The sequence below is a fragment of the Burkholderia sp. AU33545 genome, assembly GCF_020419685.1.
In the GTDB taxonomy this organism is placed as follows: Bacteria; Pseudomonadota; Gammaproteobacteria; order Burkholderiales; family Burkholderiaceae; genus Burkholderia; species Burkholderia diffusa.
This window is the reverse complement of sequence record NZ_JAIZRQ010000001.1, coordinates 443,295-460,351: the sequence shown is the minus strand read 5'-3', so window position 1 is coordinate 460,351 and position 17,057 is coordinate 443,295. Positions and strand designations below refer to the sequence as shown.

Below are 17,057 nucleotides of genomic sequence, written 5' to 3'. Positions count from 1 at the left end.
CGTTTCCGCGGTGCCCATTCACGACGATAGCGGCCCTGTGCAGGCCTTAGGCCGTCAGCCGCTCGCGCTGTGCGCCGTAGGCCGACCCGACCGCATCGATCGCATCGAGTGCCTGCGCCACCGACGGCGGCGCGCCGGGCTCGCCGATCGACAGTGCATTCGGTGCGCCGCCGATGCCGCAATGGTGGCGCGAGGTCGCGACGAAAATCATCACGGTCGGCCGCTGCAGCGCGTGCGCCATGTGCACGAACCCGGTATCGACCCCCACCACGAGCGCAGCCCGGCCGATGGCCGCGCCCAGTTCGCGCACCGACATCGCGGGCAGCACGACCGCGCCCGGCGCGCGCGCGGCAATGTCCTGCGCATCGTCGTGCTCGGCGGCCGATCCCCACGGCAACAACACGCGCACGCCACGCGCCATCATCCGGGTGGCTAGCGCGGCCCAGTCGTCGGCCGGCCATTTCTTGTCCGGATTGGACGTCGCGTGGAACAGCAGCATGAACGGCGCGCCGTCGGTCACGGCGGGCGGCAGGCTCGCATCCTGCGGCGGGACGATTCCGTACTCGGCGATGCCTTCGGGGACATAGCCGAGCGCCTCGCCGGCGCTCACGCGCATCCCGTGCCACGCGTCGCAATCCGGCCGCGGGCCGAAGCGATGCGAGTACGCGAAACGGGCGCCCGTCTCGCCAAGATCCTGCGTCTGGTAGCCGACACGGCGTGCGGCGCGCGCGAGTGCCGAGATGATCGCGCTCTTGTAGACGCCGTGCAGGTCGATGACGGCATCGTAGCGGTGCGCGCGCAGCGCGCCGATCGACGCGGAGATCGCCTTCAGGTCACCGCCGTTGCGGAGCTTCTTGAACCGCCGCAGCGGCGCGCAGAGTACGTCGCTCACGCCCGGGTGCCAGCGCACGACCTCCGCGCACGATTCATCCACGGCCCAATCGACCCTCACGCCCGGGAAGGCGCGATGGAGGTCCGCGACGACGGGCAGCGTCTGGACGACGTCGCCGAGCGACGTCACTTTCACGATGAGTATGCGTTTCACGTTCGTTATGAGGAATGGCTGGCCATTTCGCCATGCTATCGACGCTTGCGGTGCGCGGATATTACACCGGCATTACATTTGCAACAAAATGCGACGCATTTGTGAATATTTGTCGAGCCCCGCCGCATCGGGTTCTTTTTATAATGCGTTCTTTGCCCTCCCGGCCCGCTGCCGATGCAACGCCCCGCCCTTCCTGCCCTGTTCCCTGCCCTCACCCGCCGCTCGCTGCGGATCTGGCGCCAGTACGGCGTGTTCTGGCTCGGCGCGATCGCCGTCGGCCTCGCGGCCGTGCTGTACGCGCGGCTGATCGACTGGGGCTACGACACCTTCCGCACGATGCGCGACCACGCCGCGTGGCTGCCGCTGCTGCTGACGCCGTCGATCGCCGCCGCGTCGGCATGGCTCACGCGCCGCTTCTTCCGCGGCGCGGAGGGCAGCGGGATCCCGCAGGTCATTGCGACACTGCACGCGAGCCCGAGCGCATTCGGTGCGCGGCTGCTGACGCTGCGCATCCTGTTCGGCAAGGTCCTGATCTCGTTCCTGGGAATCCTCGGCGGCTTCACGATCGGCCGCGAAGGCCCGACCGTGCAGGTCGGCGCGGCGCTGATGTTCAACCTGCGGCGCTTCTACCCGCGCTCGAACGCGCAGATCGAACGGCAACTGGTGCTCGCCGGCGCGGCGGCCGGCCTGTCGGCGGCATTCAATACGCCGCTCGCCGGGATCGTGTTCGCGATCGAGGAGCTGACCCGCAGTTTCTCCGCCCGCGCAAGCGGCGTGCTGATCACCGCGATCATCCTCGCCGGTGTCGTCGCATTGGGACTGAACGGCAACTACACGTACTTCGGCACGATCGACGCCGGCCAGCATTTTCCGAAGATGCTTGCCGTCGCCGTGCTCGTCACCGCGATCGTGACGGGCATCGCGGGCGGTCTCTTCAGCTGGCTGCTGCTCAATACGGGCCGCTGGCTGCCCGCGCGCCTGCTCGGCCTGTATCGCGAGCGCCCGATCGCGTTCGCGGCGCTGTGCGGCTTCGTGATCGCGGTCGTCGGCCTCGTGTCGGGCGGGACGACGTTCGGCAGCGGCTATGCCGAGGCACGCGGCCTGCTCGACGGCCATGAACGGCTGTCGGTGCTTTATCCGTTCCTGAAGATGGTGTCGATGGTCGCGTCGTACCTGCCGGGCATCCCGGGCGGGATCTTCGCGCCTTCGCTGTCGATCGGCGCCGGGTTCGGCAACCTGCTGCACATCGTGTTCGGCAACATGAGCCTGCCGATGCTGATCGCGCTCGCGATGGTCGGCTACCTCGCGGCGGTCACGCAGTCGCCGATCACGTCGTTCGTGATCGTGATGGAGATGATCAACGGTCACGCGCTCGTGATTTCGCTGATGGCGACCGCGCTGGTATCGAGTCGCATGGCGCGCTTCTTCGCACCGCCCCTCTACGAAACACTCGCAGAGCGCTATCTCGCGCCGCCCGCGGCCACCGCGGAACCCGCCGCGGCACCGGCGGCTTCGGCCGCGGTCGTCGAGCCGCAGGATGCGGCCGCCGCGCCCGCCGATCCGCTCGACACGCTGCGCGAGCAGGACGGTGGCGAGCCGGAGGCCCCAGTGGCCGCCAACGTCGCCACGCACACGCCGGCGACGTCGCACGAGCCCGGCCCGTCCGCATCCGGTGCGAGCGGCCCGGCGCCGGCGGACCCGCGTGACCCTCAGTAGATCACCACCGGCGCCGGCCGATAGTAGACGGGCCGGGCCGGCACGACGATACAGCCGGCGAGCGTGATCGCGACGAGCGCGATGGCAATGGCGGTTCGTTTCATCGCATGCCTCCGTCAGGCCCAGTGGCCGCGGGTCCAGAACCAGTTCGGGCCGCGCTGATCCCAGTGGCCCGGCACCCAGTGCATGCCGATGCGCTCGGTTTCCCAGTGGCCGCCGATCCAGACGTAGCGGCCATGGTCCCAGTGCCAGTGCCCACGCTCCCACACATAGCCGACGCGCGCGTCGGGCACGACCTCGTAGCGCACGGGCGGCGGCGCGTTCGGCGCGACGACGACGATTTCCTCCACGGGCGCGGCCGCCGGTTCGGCGACGACCATTCGGCCCGACTGCACCATTACCGGGGCACCGACGAGGATTTCGTCCGCGCGTGCGGCGAGCGGCGCGGCGATGGCTGACAGGCCCGCGGCGAACAGTGCGAGCGAAACGATACGACGTCGAACGACATAGACAGCCATGACAACCTCCTGATTAACAAATGACGCGAGCGTATTCGTTCAATGCGGGAGGTCGACCAACGGCCGACAAACGCCGTGTTACGGCGAGCCCGAAAGTGCAACAGGGCGTAAGACGCGCACGACGGCATGCGCCGCCGTGCGGGGGGACATGCAAGCGTCAGGCTTGCGGGATCTCGATCTTCACTTCGAGGACCTCGAGATCGTCCTGGCGCTCGAGGCTCACGCGGATGTCATCGTTCGAAATATGGACGTACTTCGAGATGACCGCGACCAGCTCCTTCTGCAGCGCCGGCAGGTAATCGGCCGGCGGCCGGCCGCCAACCCGCTCGTGCGCGATGATGAGCTGAAGGCGCTCCTTCGCGACCGATGCGGACTTCTTCTTCTCGCCGAGGAGAAACGAAAGGATGGACATGGGCGGCCTCCGTTACTTGCTGCCGAAGAGGCGCTGCAGCAGGCCCGGCTTCTGATAATCGGTGAAGCGCAGCGGCTTGTCCTCGCCGAGGAAGCGAGCGACGACGTCCTTGTACGCTTCGGCAACGTCGGTGCCGTCGATATGCACCGCCGGCAGACCCTGGTTCGATGCGTGCAGCACGGCTTCCGATTCCGGAACCACGCCGATCAGCTTGATGCGCAGGATCTCGCTGATGTCCTCGAGCGACAGCATTTCGCCTTCGCTCACGCGCTTCGGGCTGTAGCGCGTGATCAGCAGATGTTCCTTGATCGGATCCTTGCCCTCGGTCGCGCGCTTCGTCTTCGACGACAGGATGCCGAGAATGCGGTCCGAGTCGCGCACCGACGACACTTCCGGGTTCGTGACGATCAGCGCTTCGTCCGCGAAGTACATCGCGTGCAGCGCGCCCGCCTCGATACCGGCCGGCGAATCGCAGACGATGTATTCGAAGTCCATCGCGACCAGGTCGTTCAGCACCTTCTCGACGCCGTCACGCGTGAGCGCATCCTTGTCGCGCGTCTGCGACGCCGGCAGGATGAACAGGTTCTCGCACTTCTTGTCCTTGATCAGCGCCTGGTTCAGGTTCGCTTCGCCCTGGATCACGTTGACGAGGTCATACACCACGCGACGCTCGCAGCCCATGATGAGATCGAGGTTGCGCAGGCCGACGTCGAAGTCGATCACGGCCGTCTTGTGGCCGCGCAGCGCGATACCGGACGCAAAGCTCGCGCTCGTCGTCGTCTTGCCCACGCCGCCCTTGCCCGAGGTCACCACGATGATTTTTGCCATTTACCCAATACCCTGTGTTCGTCAATGAGAGCCGATCGATCCGGCGTGCGCCGCGTGAATCACGTCAGGCGCAGCGGTTCGATCATCAGTTTTTCCTCTTCGAGCCGGATCTGCACCGATTTGCCCAGTATGTCGGCGGGCAACGGGTTCTCGGTCGTTCGATAGATACCCGCGATCGAAATCAGTTCCGGCTCCAGACACGTGCAGAAAATGCGCGCGTCGTGATTACCGTGCACGCCCGCCAGTGCGCGGCCGCGCAACGGCGCGTAGATGTGGATGTTGCCTTCCGCGATGATCTCGGCGCCGTGACTGACCGGCGCAAGCACCACGAGGTCCCCTTTCGCGTAAATCTGCTGTCCCGAACGCAGCGGCCGATCGATCACCAGCGTCTGGCCGCCCGCCGGAATCGACGTCGGGCCAGGCTCCGGCGCCGGGTCGGCCGCCACGGCAGCCGCCGCGGCAACGACAGGCGCCGGCTCCGCTTCCTCGGCCGGCTTCGCGGTCGACACGCGGCGGTCGCGCGCCTCGAGCAGCGGCAGGCCGGCTTCCCCCGCCCAGCCCTGCGTGGCGAGCGCCACGACGCCCACCGGGCGCATCCGCACGTCGTTCAGCATCTGGCGGATGTCGGCAAGCGCGACGCGTTCGCCGTCCGCGAGGCGGCGGACGTCGATCACGACGACATCATCGGCGAAAAACTCGGGAGTCGCTTCGAAGCGCTTGACCAGTTCGGTACGCAACGCATCGAGATCGGTCGTCTTCACGGTGAACAGCAACGTATCGACCGATCCGCTGCGCAGCTCGAAGAATGGCGATTTTTTAAGCGACATGGACACTCTGCAAAAAATTTTTGCGTATTTTACAGGCGTCCACGCGTGCGGCCATTATTTTTGGGGAACCGGGCGGCGACGGTCGCGGCGAGCGCGCAACCGGCAAGCCGGTAGTCGGACGGGCGGCCGGGCCTTCATCGCACCGTGCGGCCCGCGCATTCATGCGTCAGGGCGTGTTGAAGTGCGACACGAACAACGACTTCATCGCGCCGGGCATCCGCGCGATCGGCGCATGCTCGCCCGTGTTGGCGAAACCCGCGCGTTCGTAGAAACGAATCGCGTTGCGGTTCGCATCGGCGATCCATGCGTAGACGTCCTGCGCACCGCGTTCGGCCAGCCACGCGGTGGCCGTTTCGAGCAACAGCACGCCGCCGCGCAGGTGGCGGACCGCGTGCGCGACCCACAGCTCGCTGACGAACGCGCGCCGCTCGGGCGTGTTGTCGAAATACGCGCCAATCATGCCGGCCGGATGACCTTCGGTATACAGCAGGAAAGTCGTCGACTCGTCGGACGCAGCGCGCAGCGCGGCGACGGCCGCCGCCGCGTCGGAATCGACGTTCAGCAATTCGGCCTCCGGCGCTTCACCGGGCGCGTAGGGCTCGCGCAGCGATGCGGCGCGGAGTTCGCGATACACGCGGCCTTGGTCGGCAGCGATACGACGAACGGTCAAGGTCGAACTCATGCAGGCACAGCCCCCTTCGGACAGCAAGCTATTAGCTTCAACCGAAAGCGGGGCATGAGTCAAATCGTAATTTTCAAACGGCAGCGCCGATCGAAAGGCAACAGATGTCGCGCACACGCCGGTGTGCAGGTGCAGCATCGATGCGTCGACGTGCGGCAACGCATGAAACCCGAACTGCGGGACCGGAAGCGTCGCCTCGCTCGCCTTGTCATGCATGGCACGCATGCGGCGAGGGTCCGGCATTTCATCATCGATGCCGTAATGATTCGTTACATGTGTATGCAAAAGAACCGCGCAGCCGGGCGACGTCGCGCCAGACCTGCTGCATCGCAACATTCGTTGCGGACTTCGCCGATGGATGCAAGCATGCGTCACGCCAGGCATTCATCTGACAAGAACGCCGGTCGCGCCAGCGGATCGGCCCAAGACTGCGTGTTTCAATCACCCCGTGCCGGCCCTTCCCGACCGTCGTCATGCACGGCCCACCGTTTGGAGTTGCGCGCCTAGCGCCAGGGTTTGGAAAGCGTGCGTGACGGTCGTATAACTGGCACCACCGGACGACCGATCCGGTGCCGCGGACCCGCGACGATTCGAACGACGACAAACGCGTCACTCGGCCGCTGCTCCCGCACACGCGGGAGCCGGCCCCAACAAGGAGGGAGACAATGGCAATGACCGACACATCGGCCTCGGGCTGGTCGGATGGCAAACGTTATCTATGGCTGCTCGGCGCGGTGACGATCACGCTGCCCATCCTCTCGGCCCAGCTCGCACTGTCGACGGGCCTTCACGTGTTCTGGTGGTTCGGCCCGCTGTTCGCGTTCGGCGTGATCCCGGTCCTCGACACCCTGATTGGCGACGATCGCGACAATCCGCCCGAAGCCGCCGTCCCGCACCTCGAACGCGAGCGCTACTACCGCTACATCGTCTATCTCGCGACACTGGTCGAATACATCGCGTTCTTCACGTGCGTATGGATCGTCGGTACGCATGCGCTCGCGTGGTACGACTACGTCGGCTTCGCGCTGTCGCTCGGCGCCGCGACGGGCATCTCGATCAACACCGCGCACGAACTCGGGCACAAGACCAACCGCTTCGAGCGCTGGCTCGCGAAAGTCACGCTCGCGCCGGTCGCTTACGGGCACTTCTTCGTCGAGCACAATCGCGGCCATCACGTGCGCGTCGCGACGGCCGAGGATCCGGCGAGCGCGCGCTACGGCGAATCGTTCTGGGCATTCCTGCCGCGCACCGTGACGGGCAGCATCCGCTCGGCGTGGCGGCTCGAGACTGCGCGCCTCGAGCGCCTCGGGCATTCGCCATGGACCTGGCGCAACGAGGTGCTGCACGCGTGGGCGATGACCGTCGTCGTGTGGGGCATCGCGATCGCGATGGCCGGCAAGGTCGTGATTCCGTTCCTCGTGATCCAGGCCGTGTACGGCGCGTCGCTGCTCGAAGTCGTCAACTACGTCGAACACTACGGGCTCGGCCGCCGCAAGCTGCCGAGCGGCCGCTACGAACGCTGCACGCCGCAGCATTCGTGGAACAGCAATCACGTCGTCACCAACCTGTTCCTGTATCAGTTGCAGCGGCACGCCGACCATCACGCGAACCCGACGCGCTCGTACCAGGCGCTGCGCCACTTCGACGACTCGCCGCAACTGCCGGCCGGCTATGCGACGATGATCCTGTTCGCGTACGTGCCGCCGCTCTGGTTTCGCGTGATGAATCCGCGTGTCGTCGCGCACTATGGCGGCAACATGGCGCAGTCGAACATCAAGCCGTCAATCCGCGCTCGCGTGCTCGCGCAGTATTCGACCGCGGCCTGATACGCGACGGTGCGGTCCGATCGCGATCGCGATCGGCAATATCGTCACGCGGCCTGCGGCAGCCTGAACACGGCGACCGCGTGTCGCAGCGCGCTCGCCTGCTCGGCCAGCGCCTGCGTCGCGGCAGACGCCTGTTCGACCAGCGCCGCGTTGCGCTGCGTCGCCTCGTCCATCTGCGTGACCGCGACGTTCACCTGCTGGATGCCGCCGCTCTGCTCCTGCGATGCCGACGAGATCTCGCCGACGATCGACGTGACTCGCTGAACCGCGCCGACGATCTCGTGGATCGATTCGCCCGCGCGGCCGATCAACACCGAGCCCTCGTCGACCCGCCGCGTCGATTGCTCGATCAGCGCTTTGATCTCCTTCGCGGCGGCCGCGCTGCGCTGCGCGAGCGTGCGTACTTCCGACGCGACGACAGCGAAGCCGCGCCCCTGCTCGCCCGCGCGCGCCGCCTCGACGGCCGCGTTCAGCGCGAGGATGTTGGTCTGGAACGCAATGCCGTCGATGACCGCGATGATCTCGCCGACCTTCGCCGCGCTGGCGGCAATCCCGCTCATCGTGTCGACGGCGTCGGACATCACGCCACCGCCGGCGGACGCAATGTCCGATGCGTCCCGCGCCAGCTGCGCCGCGTGCTGCGCGTGTTCGGCCGACTGGCGCACGATGCCCGTCAGTTCGGTCATGCTGGCGGCGGTTTCCTCGAGCGACGCAGCCTGCGCCTCGGTTCGCGACGACAGGTCGTGATTGCCCGCCGCGATCTGCGCGCTCGCGGTCGCGACCGCTTCGGCATGCGTCCGTACCTCGAGCACGACGCCCGACAGGCTTGCCTGCATCGTCCGCAACGCGCGCAGCAGATCGGCGATCTCGTCGCGACCGACCGCATCGACGTGGCGCGTCAGGTCGCCGTCGGCCACCGCCTGCGCACAGGCGACGGCGCGATCGAGCGGCCGCAGGATCGCGCGGCTGAACAGGTACGCACCGATCATCGCGATGCCGAGCACGATCAGCATCAGCACGACGCTCGCCGCGGTGGCGTGGCTCGCATCGCGGCTCGCTTGCGCTGACACGGCGGCGCTCTCGTCGGCAATCGCCTTCGCCGCGCGCTCGAGCAGCGTGGCGGGTGCACGGTCGACGCCCGCGACGGCCGCATCCCCGGCCGTCGGCTCGAAGCCAGCGGCCTTGAATGCGTCGAACCCGCGCCGGTAGCCGTCACCCATCGCCGCATGCGCGCGCATGAACTGCTCGACGAGCGTGCGGCTCTCGCCGGGCGGCAACTGGTTCACGAGCTGCGCGGCGAGCGTATCGACCGTGCGCTCGCGCGTCTGGAATGCCTGCCAGTACTTGTCGAGCTTGTCGGGCTGCTTGCCGCGCAGCAGCGTGTCCTTCCATTCCTGGACCTGCAGCTTGAACTGCACGAGTGTCGCCGACACGAGCCGCTCGTCGGCGACCCGGGTCTGCACGTCGTTCGCGAACGTATCGATCGAGCGATTGAGGATGCGGATGCCGTACAGCGCGCCGCAGAACATCAGCAGCAGCGCAATGGCGAATGCGAGGGGAATCTTGTAGCTCAGCTTCATTGGACCTTGAATCGACGGGAAACGGCGACGATGCAAAAGACGCTTGCCGCCGCCCTCTGTTAACGGCACGCGAAGCCAAGGCTGAAGCAGGACATCGACAGCGGGAATCCGGCGCACCGGCCGCGAGGAAGACGGCGATCCGGCGACAGTGAGAACCGGGCCGCCTGCAAGCGAGGGAGCATTGCGACTCTGGCGTCGCGCGATCAGGTCGGGCTTGCCGCGTGCGGTCCGGCCGCCTCGATCGCGTGTCGACCGGCCATCCAGCGCCGCACTGCGGCGATCGACAGCGCGCCGCACACGATCCCGGCGATCACGTCGGCGAGATAGTGACCGCCTTGCGTCGGCGTCGACGCGATCATCACCGCATTCAGCACGATCGCAGCCGGAAACACGTAGCGAACATGCCGCACCGCATACGCGAACAGCAGCGCCAGCATCACGTGAAACGACGGCAACGACACGAGCCCCTGCGCGTCGGCCAGATTCAGTTGACGGAGCTGCCCGCTGCGCAACAGGTCGTAGTGCGTCACCGTCGATGCGGTGCCCGGGTCGGTGATGCCGAAATGGATGAATGCGCTGGCGGCGGGGAGCGGCACGGAGACGAGCACGACCACGATCACCGCGAACATGAACTGCGCGACGAACTCGGCCAGATCGTCGACGCGGCGGACCGCCGCGAGGATGAACGGCACCGCAAACAGTTGCGGCATGCCGCTGCGATAGGCGAGGTCGAGCATACGATGCAGGCCGGCGTGCGCCGTCACCCATCGGTACAGGTCCGGCCAATGGAAACCGAGCATCGCATCGAAGCGAACGAGATGGTTTTCGATCGACGGCGGGGCGATCGCCACGCAAAGATAGTCGAGCACGGCGACGGCCGCGCTGAGCGTTGCGAGCAGTGCCACGCTCAGTAGCGCGAATGCGAATTCGCGACAGCGCAGCGTTCGCGTGATGTCGCGATAGCGACGCACACGAGACAGCACGGCAAGGAACGCGCTTGCGGCGAACCCGAGCGCGACGTGCTGCGCGAACTCGACGATGCTGCCAGGATTCACGACCCAATCCGCGTGCATGACGCACAGGCCGGCGGCAAGCACCGTCAGCAATACAGCGCCGGTCAGCATCCCCCAGATTCGCGTGCTCGCTCTCATCGTGGCTTTTGTGTGGTTCGTGTGGCCGGCCCGTACGCCTGCGCGCTATCGTACACCGCCATCGACGCAGCGTTCACTCACGCGCGACCCAAACGAAAAACCCCATGATCCTTTCGGATCACGGGGCTTCGTATTTTGGCGGAGAGGGTGGGATTCGAACCCACGGTACGGGGAAACCGTACGCCTGATTTCGAGTCAGGTACATTCGACCACTCTGCCACCTCTCCTTCCTTGCTACTTCATTCCCGGTTGGTCGTGTCCGGGAAAGAAAAGATTATAGAACGATCTCTTTGAAACTCACAAGCCCTTTTTGCAAATTTTTTCGGGGCCTTCGAAGACCGATCGCGGAGCGATCTCACGACGCCTGCGCAGGTGCTTCGATTCGCTCCATGCCGCCCATGTACGGACGCAGTGCCTCCGGCACCGTGACCGAACCGTCGGCATTCTGGTAGTTCTCCAGCACGGCGACGAGCGTGCGGCCGACCGCGAGGCCTGAACCGTTCAGCGTATGCACGAGTTCCGGCTTGCCCTGCGCGTTGCGGAAACGTGCCTGCATGCGACGCGCCTGGAACGCCTCGGTGTTCGAGCAGCTCGAGATCTCGCGATAGGTGTTCTGCGCGGGCAGCCACACTTCGAGGTCGAACGTCTTCGCGGCCGAGAAGCCCATGTCGCCCGTGCAAAGCGTGATCACGCGGTACGGCAGGCCAAGCTTCTGCAGGATCGCTTCCGCGTGGCCGACCATCTCGTCGAGTGCCGCGTACGAAGTGTCCGGCGCGACGACCTGCACCATCTCGACCTTGTCGAACTGGTGCTGACGGATCATGCCGCGCGTGTCGCGGCCGTACGAACCGGCTTCCGAACGGAAGCACGGCGAATGCGCGGTCAGCTTGATCGGCAGCGCGGCGCCTTCGACGATCGATTCGCGCACGGTGTTCGTCAGCGAAATCTCGGACGTGGAGATCAGGTACTGCGTGATCGTGTTTTCGGCGCCGCCCTTCTCCACGCGGAACATGTCGTCGGCGAACTTCGGCAGCTGGCCCGTGCCGTAAAGGATTTCGGGGTTCACGATGTACGGCGTGTACGTCTCGCTGTAGCCGTGCTGCAGCGTGTGCGTGTCGATCATGAACTGTGCGAGCGCGCGGTGCAGCCGTGCGATCGAGCCGCGCAGCATCGTGAAACGCGCACCGGCGAGCTTCGCGCCGGTTTCGAAATCGAGGCCGAGCGGCGTGCCGACGTCGACGTGATCCTTCACCTCGAAGTCGAACTCGCGCGGCGTGCCCCAGCGGCGCACCTCGACGTTGTCGGCCTCGTCCTTGCCGACCGGCACGCTTTCGTGCGCGATGTTCGGCATGCCCAGCATCAGGTCGGACAGGCGCGCCTGAATCTCGCCGAGCTTGGCCTCCGACGCTTTCATCTCGTCGCCGATCCCGCCGACTTCGGCCATGACGGCCGACGTGTCCTCGCCCTTCCCCTTCATCGCGCCGATCTGCTTCGACAGGCTGTTACGGCGCGCCTGGAGCTCTTCGGTACGGGTCTGGATCGCACGGCGTTCCGCTTCGAGCGCGGAGAACGCGGCGACGTCGAGGGTGTAGCCGCGATCGGCGAGGCGCTTCGCGACGCCGTCGAGGTCTTTGCGCAGCAACTGGATGTCGAGCATGGGAGGACTTGGAAAATCGTTGTGTAAGACCGGAATTCTAACGCACCGCAGGGCCGCCACGGCACTGGCCGGATGGACAGTGCCGCAAACGCGCGACGGGCGCAGGCATGTCGCTTCGCCGGCTGCGCGTGTGCAGCCGGCAATGCGCGTTGCGCGGCGCCGCTGCGCGGCTTGCGGCGGCAGCCCCCGCAAGCGCTGACGCGCCCCCGGGCCGCGCGCAGCCGGTCAGTCCTTCTTGCCGGCCTCGCGATCGAGTTCGCGCAGCCACGCGAGCTTGTCGGCGATCTTCGATTCGAGCCCGCGCGGCACCGGCTTGTACCAGCGCGGCTCGCGCATCCCTTCCGGCAGGTACGACTCGCCGGCCGCATAGGCATTCGGCTCGTCGTGCGCGTAGCGATACGCGTGACCGTAGCCGAGTTCCTTCATCAGCTTGGTCGGCGCATTGCGCAGATGCACGGGGACCTCGCGCGACTTGTCCTGCTTCACGAACGCCATCGCCTGGTTGAACGCGTTGTAGCCCGCGTTGCTCTTCGCCGCGCACGCGAGATAGATCACCGCCTGCCCGAGCGCCAGCTCGCCTTCCGGCGAGCCGAGCCGCTCGTAGGTCTCGGCCGCGTCGTTCGCCACCTGCAGCGCGCGCGGGTCGGCGAGGCCGATGTCTTCCCACGCCATCCGCACGATCCGGCGCGCGAGATATTTCGGATCCGCGCCGCCGTCGATCATCCGGCAGAACCAGTACAGCGCGCCGTCCGGGCTCGAACCGCGCACCGACTTGTGCAGCGCCGAGATCTGGTCATAGAAGTTGTCGCCGCCCTTGTCGAAGCGCCGCGCGTTCAGCGTCATCGCGCTGCTGACGAAATCGGCATCGATGGTCGTGACTCTGGCGGACGTTGCGGCCGTCTGCGCCTGCTCGAGCAGGTTCAGGAAACGCCGCGCGTCGCCGTCTGCATAACCAATGAGCGTATCGATCGCCTTGTCGTCGAATGCGAGGCCGTCGAGCGCGATTTCCTGCGCGCGCTTGAGCAACTGACGCATCTCGTCGTCGCTCAGCGACTGCAGCACGTACACCTGCGCCCGCGACAGCAGCGCCGAGTTGACTTCGAAACTCGGGTTTTCGGTCGTCGCGCCAATGAAGGTCACGAGCCCCGACTCGACGAACGGCAGCAGCGCATCCTGCTGCCCCTTGTTGAAGCGGTGGATTTCGTCGACGAACAGGATCGTGTGGCGGCCTGTGCGGTTCAGCGTGTCCCTCGCCTGCTCCATCGACTCGCGGATGTCCTTCACGCCGCCGAGCACCGCGGACAGCGCGATGAACTCGCAGTCGAACGCGAGCGCGGTGAGGCGAGCGAGCGTCGTCTTGCCGACGCCGGGCGGCCCCCACAGGATCATCGAATGCGGCTTGCCGGATTCGAACGCGAGCCGCAGCGGCTTGCCTTCGCCCAGCAGATGCGTCTGGCCGATCACCTCGGCGAGCGTCTTCGGCCGCAGCGCCTCGGCGAGCGGCCGGCGCGGCTCGACTTGAAACAGGTCGGACATGAACCCTCGCTCCAGATCAAACGATGGCGGCCGAACCGGCCGCCGGACCCGACATTATGACAGCCGCACGACGGCACCGCCGGGCCCGGTGCCCGCGCCGGATGCCCGCACGGGGTGCACGCGCCGGGTGCCCGCGCCGGAAAACAAAACGGGCCCGCCGTCGCCGGCAGGCCCGTGTCAGGAAAATGGCGCGGTGCCGTTCAGCCCGCGATCACGTCCGCGCCCTTCGGCACGACGAACTTGAATGCATCGCTCTTCAGCGGCGGGTTCGTCTGGATGTTCGTGAAGGTGAGCAGCGTGACGTTGCCGAACACGTCGTGCAGCTCCATCGCGGCGAGCGTGCCATTGCGGAAACCGATGCCGATCCGCTGGAACTGCGTGTCCTGCGCCTTCGGCAGCATCTCCAGCCACTCGATGCCGCCCTTCTCGCCGGCGTCGCGCAGCGTGTAGTTCTTGTCGAGATCGTTGCTGCCGAACAGAATCGCGGCCGGGCTCGCGCCCAGCGCGCCGTTCAGCTTGCGCTCGGTGACCTGGTTCAGGTCGTGGTCGTACACGTAGAGCTTGTCGCCGTCGGCCTGCAGCACCTGCTGGTACGGCTTCTGGTACGTCCAGATGAACTTGCCCGGACGCGAGAACACGAACGTGCCGCTCGAGTTGTCATTCGGCTTCGGCGCGGCCTGTGCGGCGCTCGCGCCCTTGGCCGGCGCCTTGACGATCTGCTGCGTGAAGTCGCCTTTCGCCGAATGCACCTGCGACACGAAAGCCTTCAGTTGCTCGGTGCCGCCCGCGAACGCGTGCGTCGCCGCGAGCATCAGCGATGCGCCGGCGAGCGCCGCGCCGAGCCAGCGCCGCGTCGAACGAAGGGAAGGGACGAACGAAAGTTGCTGCATGTTGCGGTTTTCTCCCTGGGTGGCCGGCGCTGCGTGCGCCGCGGACTCATTCCGCGTCGCGCGCCGGCACAAGAATTTCGCGGTTGCCGCTCGACGACATCGCCGACACGAGCCCCGACTGTTCCATCTGTTCGAGCAGCCGCGCCGCGCGGTTGTAGCCGATCCGCAAATGGCGCTGCACGAGCGAAATCGACGCGCGGCGGTTCTTGATGACGATCTCGACCGCCTGGTCGTACAGCGGATCAGACTCGCCGCCGGCCTCGCCGGTTCCCGCGCCGGCCGAACCCTCGTCGCCGTCGGCGGTGCCGCCTTCGAGCAGCCCTTCGACGTAGTTCGGCTCGCCCTGCTCCTTGAGCTTCTCGACGACGCGGTGCACTTCGTCGTCGGCGACGAACGCGCCGTGCACGCGCACCGGCAGCCCGGAGCCCGGCGGCAGGTACAGCATGTCGCCCATCCCGAGCAGCGATTCGGCGCCCATCTGGTCGAGAATCGTGCGCGAGTCGATCTTCGACGACACCTGGAACGCGATCCGCGTCGGCACGTTCGCCTTGATCAGGCCGGTGATCACGTCGACGGACGGACGTTGCGTCGCGAGGATCAGGTGGATGCCGGCCGCGCGCGCTTTCTGCGCGATCCGCGCGATCAGCTCCTCGACCTTCTTGCCGACGACCATCATCAGGTCGGCCAGCTCGTCGATCACGACGACGATGTTCGGCAGGCGGCCGAGCGGTTCGGGATCGTCCGGCGTCAGGCTGAACGGATTCGGGATCTTTTCCTCGCGCTTTGCCGCTTCGTCGATCTTGTTGTTGTAGCCCGCCAGGTTGCGCACACCGAGCTTGCTCATCAGCTTGTAGCGGCGTTCCATCTCGGCGACCGTCCAGTTCAGCGCATGGCCGGCCTGGCGCATGTCGGTGACGACCGGGCACAGCAGGTGCGGAATGCCCTCGTAGACACTCATTTCGAGCATCTTCGGATCGATCAGGATCAGGCGCACCTGCTCGGCGGTGGCCTTGTAGAGCAGCGACAGGATCATCGCGTTGATCCCGACCGACTTGCCGGACCCGGTCGTGCCAGCCACCAGCAGGTGCGGCATCTTCGCGAGATCCGCGCACACCGGCTTGCCGCCGATGTCCTTGCCGAGGCTGAGCGTCAGCGCCGACGACGCGGCCGCATAGACTTCCGAGCCGATGATCTCGGACAGGTGGACCGTCTGGCGGCGCTGGTTCGGCAGCTCGAGCGCCATGTAGTTCTTGCCGGGGATCGTCTCGACCACGCGGATCGACACGAGCGACAGCGAGCGAGCAAGATCCTTCGCGAGGTTGACGATCTGGCTGCCCTTCACGCCGGTGGCCGGCTCGATCTCGTAGCGCGTGACGACCGGGCCCGGATACGCGGCGACGACGCTCGCCTCGACGCCGAAGTCCTTCAGCTTCTTCTCGATCAGGCGCGACGTGAATTCGAGCGTATCGGCGGAAATCGCTTCCTGTGTCTGCGGCGCCGGATCGAGCAGCGACACCGGCGGCAGCGTCGAATCGCCCGGCAGGTCGGTGAACAGCGGCACCTGGCGCTCACGCTCGACGCGCTCGGACTTCGCCGGCGTGACGACCGGCGGCACGATCGTCACGGGCTCGTGATCCTCGATGCGCACGCGCTCCTCTTCGACCTTCCCCTCGCGGCGCACGGCCGCGGCCTCGCCGAGCTTGCGGTCGCGTTCGGCCTCGCGGCGCAGCTTCGCGACGTTCACGGCGGACAGGATCGCGCCGCCGACGCGCTCGGCGACCGACAGCCACGAGAAGCGGAAATACAGCGACAGGCCGATCGCGAGCAGGATCAGGAGCAGCAGCGTGCCGCCGGTGAAGCCGAACGCGTGCGACATCGCGCCCGCCACGGCCTCGCCGATCACGCCGCCCGGCGCGCGCGGCAGTTGCACCTTCAGCGACCACATCCTCAGCGCCTCGATGCCGTCGCACGCGAGCACGACGAGCACGAACGCGAAGACCTCGGTGAGCCAGCCGATCGGCCGCTCGGGTTCGTCGGCGACTGGCTCGTGACGCGTGATACGCCGGTAGTTGACCGCGATGCGCCGCCCGAGCGGCACGATCAGCCAGTAGGCCGACAGCCCGAACAGCAGCAGGATGATGTCGGCCGTCCACGCACCGACGCGGCCGGCCCAGTTCGAGATGTGGTCCACCTGCGCGGCGTGCGTCCAGCTCGGATCGCGCCGGCTGTAGCTCAACAGGGCCATCACCAGAAAAGCGCAGAGCGCGACCTGGAGAATCCAGCGGATCTCCGTGAGGAGCTTCGACATCCGGTGCGGCAACGCCTGTGCCTGGGCGGAATAAGGAGCTTTTGCCATGAATCCGTATAAAGAGGACGGGCCGCGCGCCCG

General features: G+C 66.7%; 14 protein-coding genes and 1 tRNA gene. 2 read left to right on the top strand and 13 right to left on the bottom strand.

Annotated elements, in window-relative coordinates; translation table 11 throughout:
• Positions 1-46: 46 nt before the first annotated feature.
• Positions 47-1,045: a lipopolysaccharide heptosyltransferase I gene (gene waaC, locus LGM71_RS02060; protein ID WP_226113830.1), complete on the bottom strand. Its 999-nt coding sequence runs from the start codon at positions 1,043-1,045 to the stop codon at positions 47-49.
• 174 nt (positions 1,046-1,219) lie between these two features.
• Between waaC and LGM71_RS02055 the strand changes: the two genes are divergently transcribed.
• Positions 1,220-2,761, top strand: a complete 1,542-nt coding sequence (locus LGM71_RS02055; RefSeq protein ID WP_226113828.1) for a chloride channel protein — start codon at positions 1,220-1,222, stop codon at positions 2,759-2,761.
• Positions 2,762-2,877: 116 nt separating this feature from the next.
• Here the strand turns inward: LGM71_RS02055 and LGM71_RS02050 are convergent, their stop codons facing one another.
• The 5 genes from LGM71_RS02050 to LGM71_RS02030 all read right to left on the bottom strand — a co-directional run bounded on the left by LGM71_RS02050 (position 2,878) and on the right by LGM71_RS02030 (position 6,166).
• Positions 2,878-3,279 carry a YXWGXW repeat-containing protein gene (locus LGM71_RS02050; RefSeq protein WP_226113826.1) on the bottom strand — a complete coding sequence of 134 codons (402 nt, stop codon included), beginning with the start codon at positions 3,277-3,279 and terminating at the stop codon, positions 2,878-2,880.
• Positions 3,280-3,436: 157 nt separating this feature from the next.
• Complete coding sequence (gene minE, locus LGM71_RS02045) at positions 3,437-3,691, bottom strand: cell division topological specificity factor MinE (RefSeq protein WP_006486661.1); 255 nt, start codon at positions 3,689-3,691, stop codon at positions 3,437-3,439.
• Between the two features lie 12 nt (positions 3,692-3,703).
• The gene (gene minD, locus LGM71_RS02040) at positions 3,704-4,519 is read right to left on the bottom strand and encodes a septum site-determining protein MinD (protein ID WP_034182973.1); all 816 of its coding nucleotides are present in this window, start codon (positions 4,517-4,519) and stop codon (positions 3,704-3,706) included.
• Between the two features lie 59 nt (positions 4,520-4,578).
• The gene (minC, locus tag LGM71_RS02035; RefSeq protein WP_226113824.1) at positions 4,579-5,346 is read right to left on the bottom strand and encodes a septum site-determining protein MinC; all 768 of its coding nucleotides are present in this window, start codon (positions 5,344-5,346) and stop codon (positions 4,579-4,581) included.
• A 166-nt stretch (positions 5,347-5,512) separates the two neighbouring features.
• Positions 5,513-6,166: a GNAT family N-acetyltransferase gene (locus tag LGM71_RS02030; protein WP_226114236.1), complete on the bottom strand. Its 654-nt coding sequence runs from the start codon at positions 6,164-6,166 to the stop codon at positions 5,513-5,515.
• Between the two features lie 527 nt (positions 6,167-6,693).
• On the opposite strand from LGM71_RS02030, the gene LGM71_RS02025 reads away from it, so the two are divergent.
• Complete coding sequence (locus tag LGM71_RS02025; protein ID WP_226113822.1) at positions 6,694-7,854, top strand: alkane 1-monooxygenase; 1,161 nt, start codon at positions 6,694-6,696, stop codon at positions 7,852-7,854.
• A gap of 44 nt (positions 7,855-7,898) precedes the next feature.
• Here the strand turns inward: LGM71_RS02025 and LGM71_RS02020 are convergent, their stop codons facing one another.
• From LGM71_RS02020 to LGM71_RS01990, 7 genes are all read right to left on the bottom strand, one after another.
• Positions 7,899-9,434: a methyl-accepting chemotaxis protein gene (locus LGM71_RS02020; RefSeq protein WP_226113821.1), complete on the bottom strand. Its 1,536-nt coding sequence runs from the start codon at positions 9,432-9,434 to the stop codon at positions 7,899-7,901.
• Positions 9,435-9,637: 203 nt separating this feature from the next.
• Positions 9,638-10,585, bottom strand: coding sequence for a phosphatase PAP2 family protein (locus tag LGM71_RS02015; RefSeq protein WP_226113819.1), 948 nt, complete (start codon positions 10,583-10,585; stop codon positions 9,638-9,640).
• 136 nt (positions 10,586-10,721) lie between these two features.
• Positions 10,722-10,812 (bottom strand) — tRNA-Ser (locus tag LGM71_RS02010).
• A gap of 128 nt (positions 10,813-10,940) precedes the next feature.
• The gene (serS, locus tag LGM71_RS02005; protein WP_226113817.1) at positions 10,941-12,242 is read right to left on the bottom strand and encodes a serine--tRNA ligase; all 1,302 of its coding nucleotides are present in this window, start codon (positions 12,240-12,242) and stop codon (positions 10,941-10,943) included.
• Positions 12,243-12,467: 225 nt separating this feature from the next.
• A complete protein-coding gene (locus LGM71_RS02000) occupies positions 12,468-13,778 on the bottom strand; it encodes a replication-associated recombination protein A (protein ID WP_226113815.1) in 1,311 nt (436 codons plus the stop codon).
• Positions 13,779-13,978: 200 nt separating this feature from the next.
• Positions 13,979-14,668 (bottom strand): outer membrane lipoprotein chaperone LolA, encoded by a 690-nt coding sequence (gene lolA / locus LGM71_RS01995; RefSeq protein WP_124623532.1) that lies wholly within the window; start codon positions 14,666-14,668, stop codon positions 13,979-13,981.
• Positions 14,669-14,714: 46 nt separating this feature from the next.
• On the bottom strand, positions 14,715-17,024 hold the full coding sequence (locus LGM71_RS01990; protein ID WP_226113812.1) for a DNA translocase FtsK: 2,310 nt from the start codon (positions 17,022-17,024) through the stop codon (positions 14,715-14,717).
• Positions 17,025-17,057 lie beyond the last annotated feature (33 nt).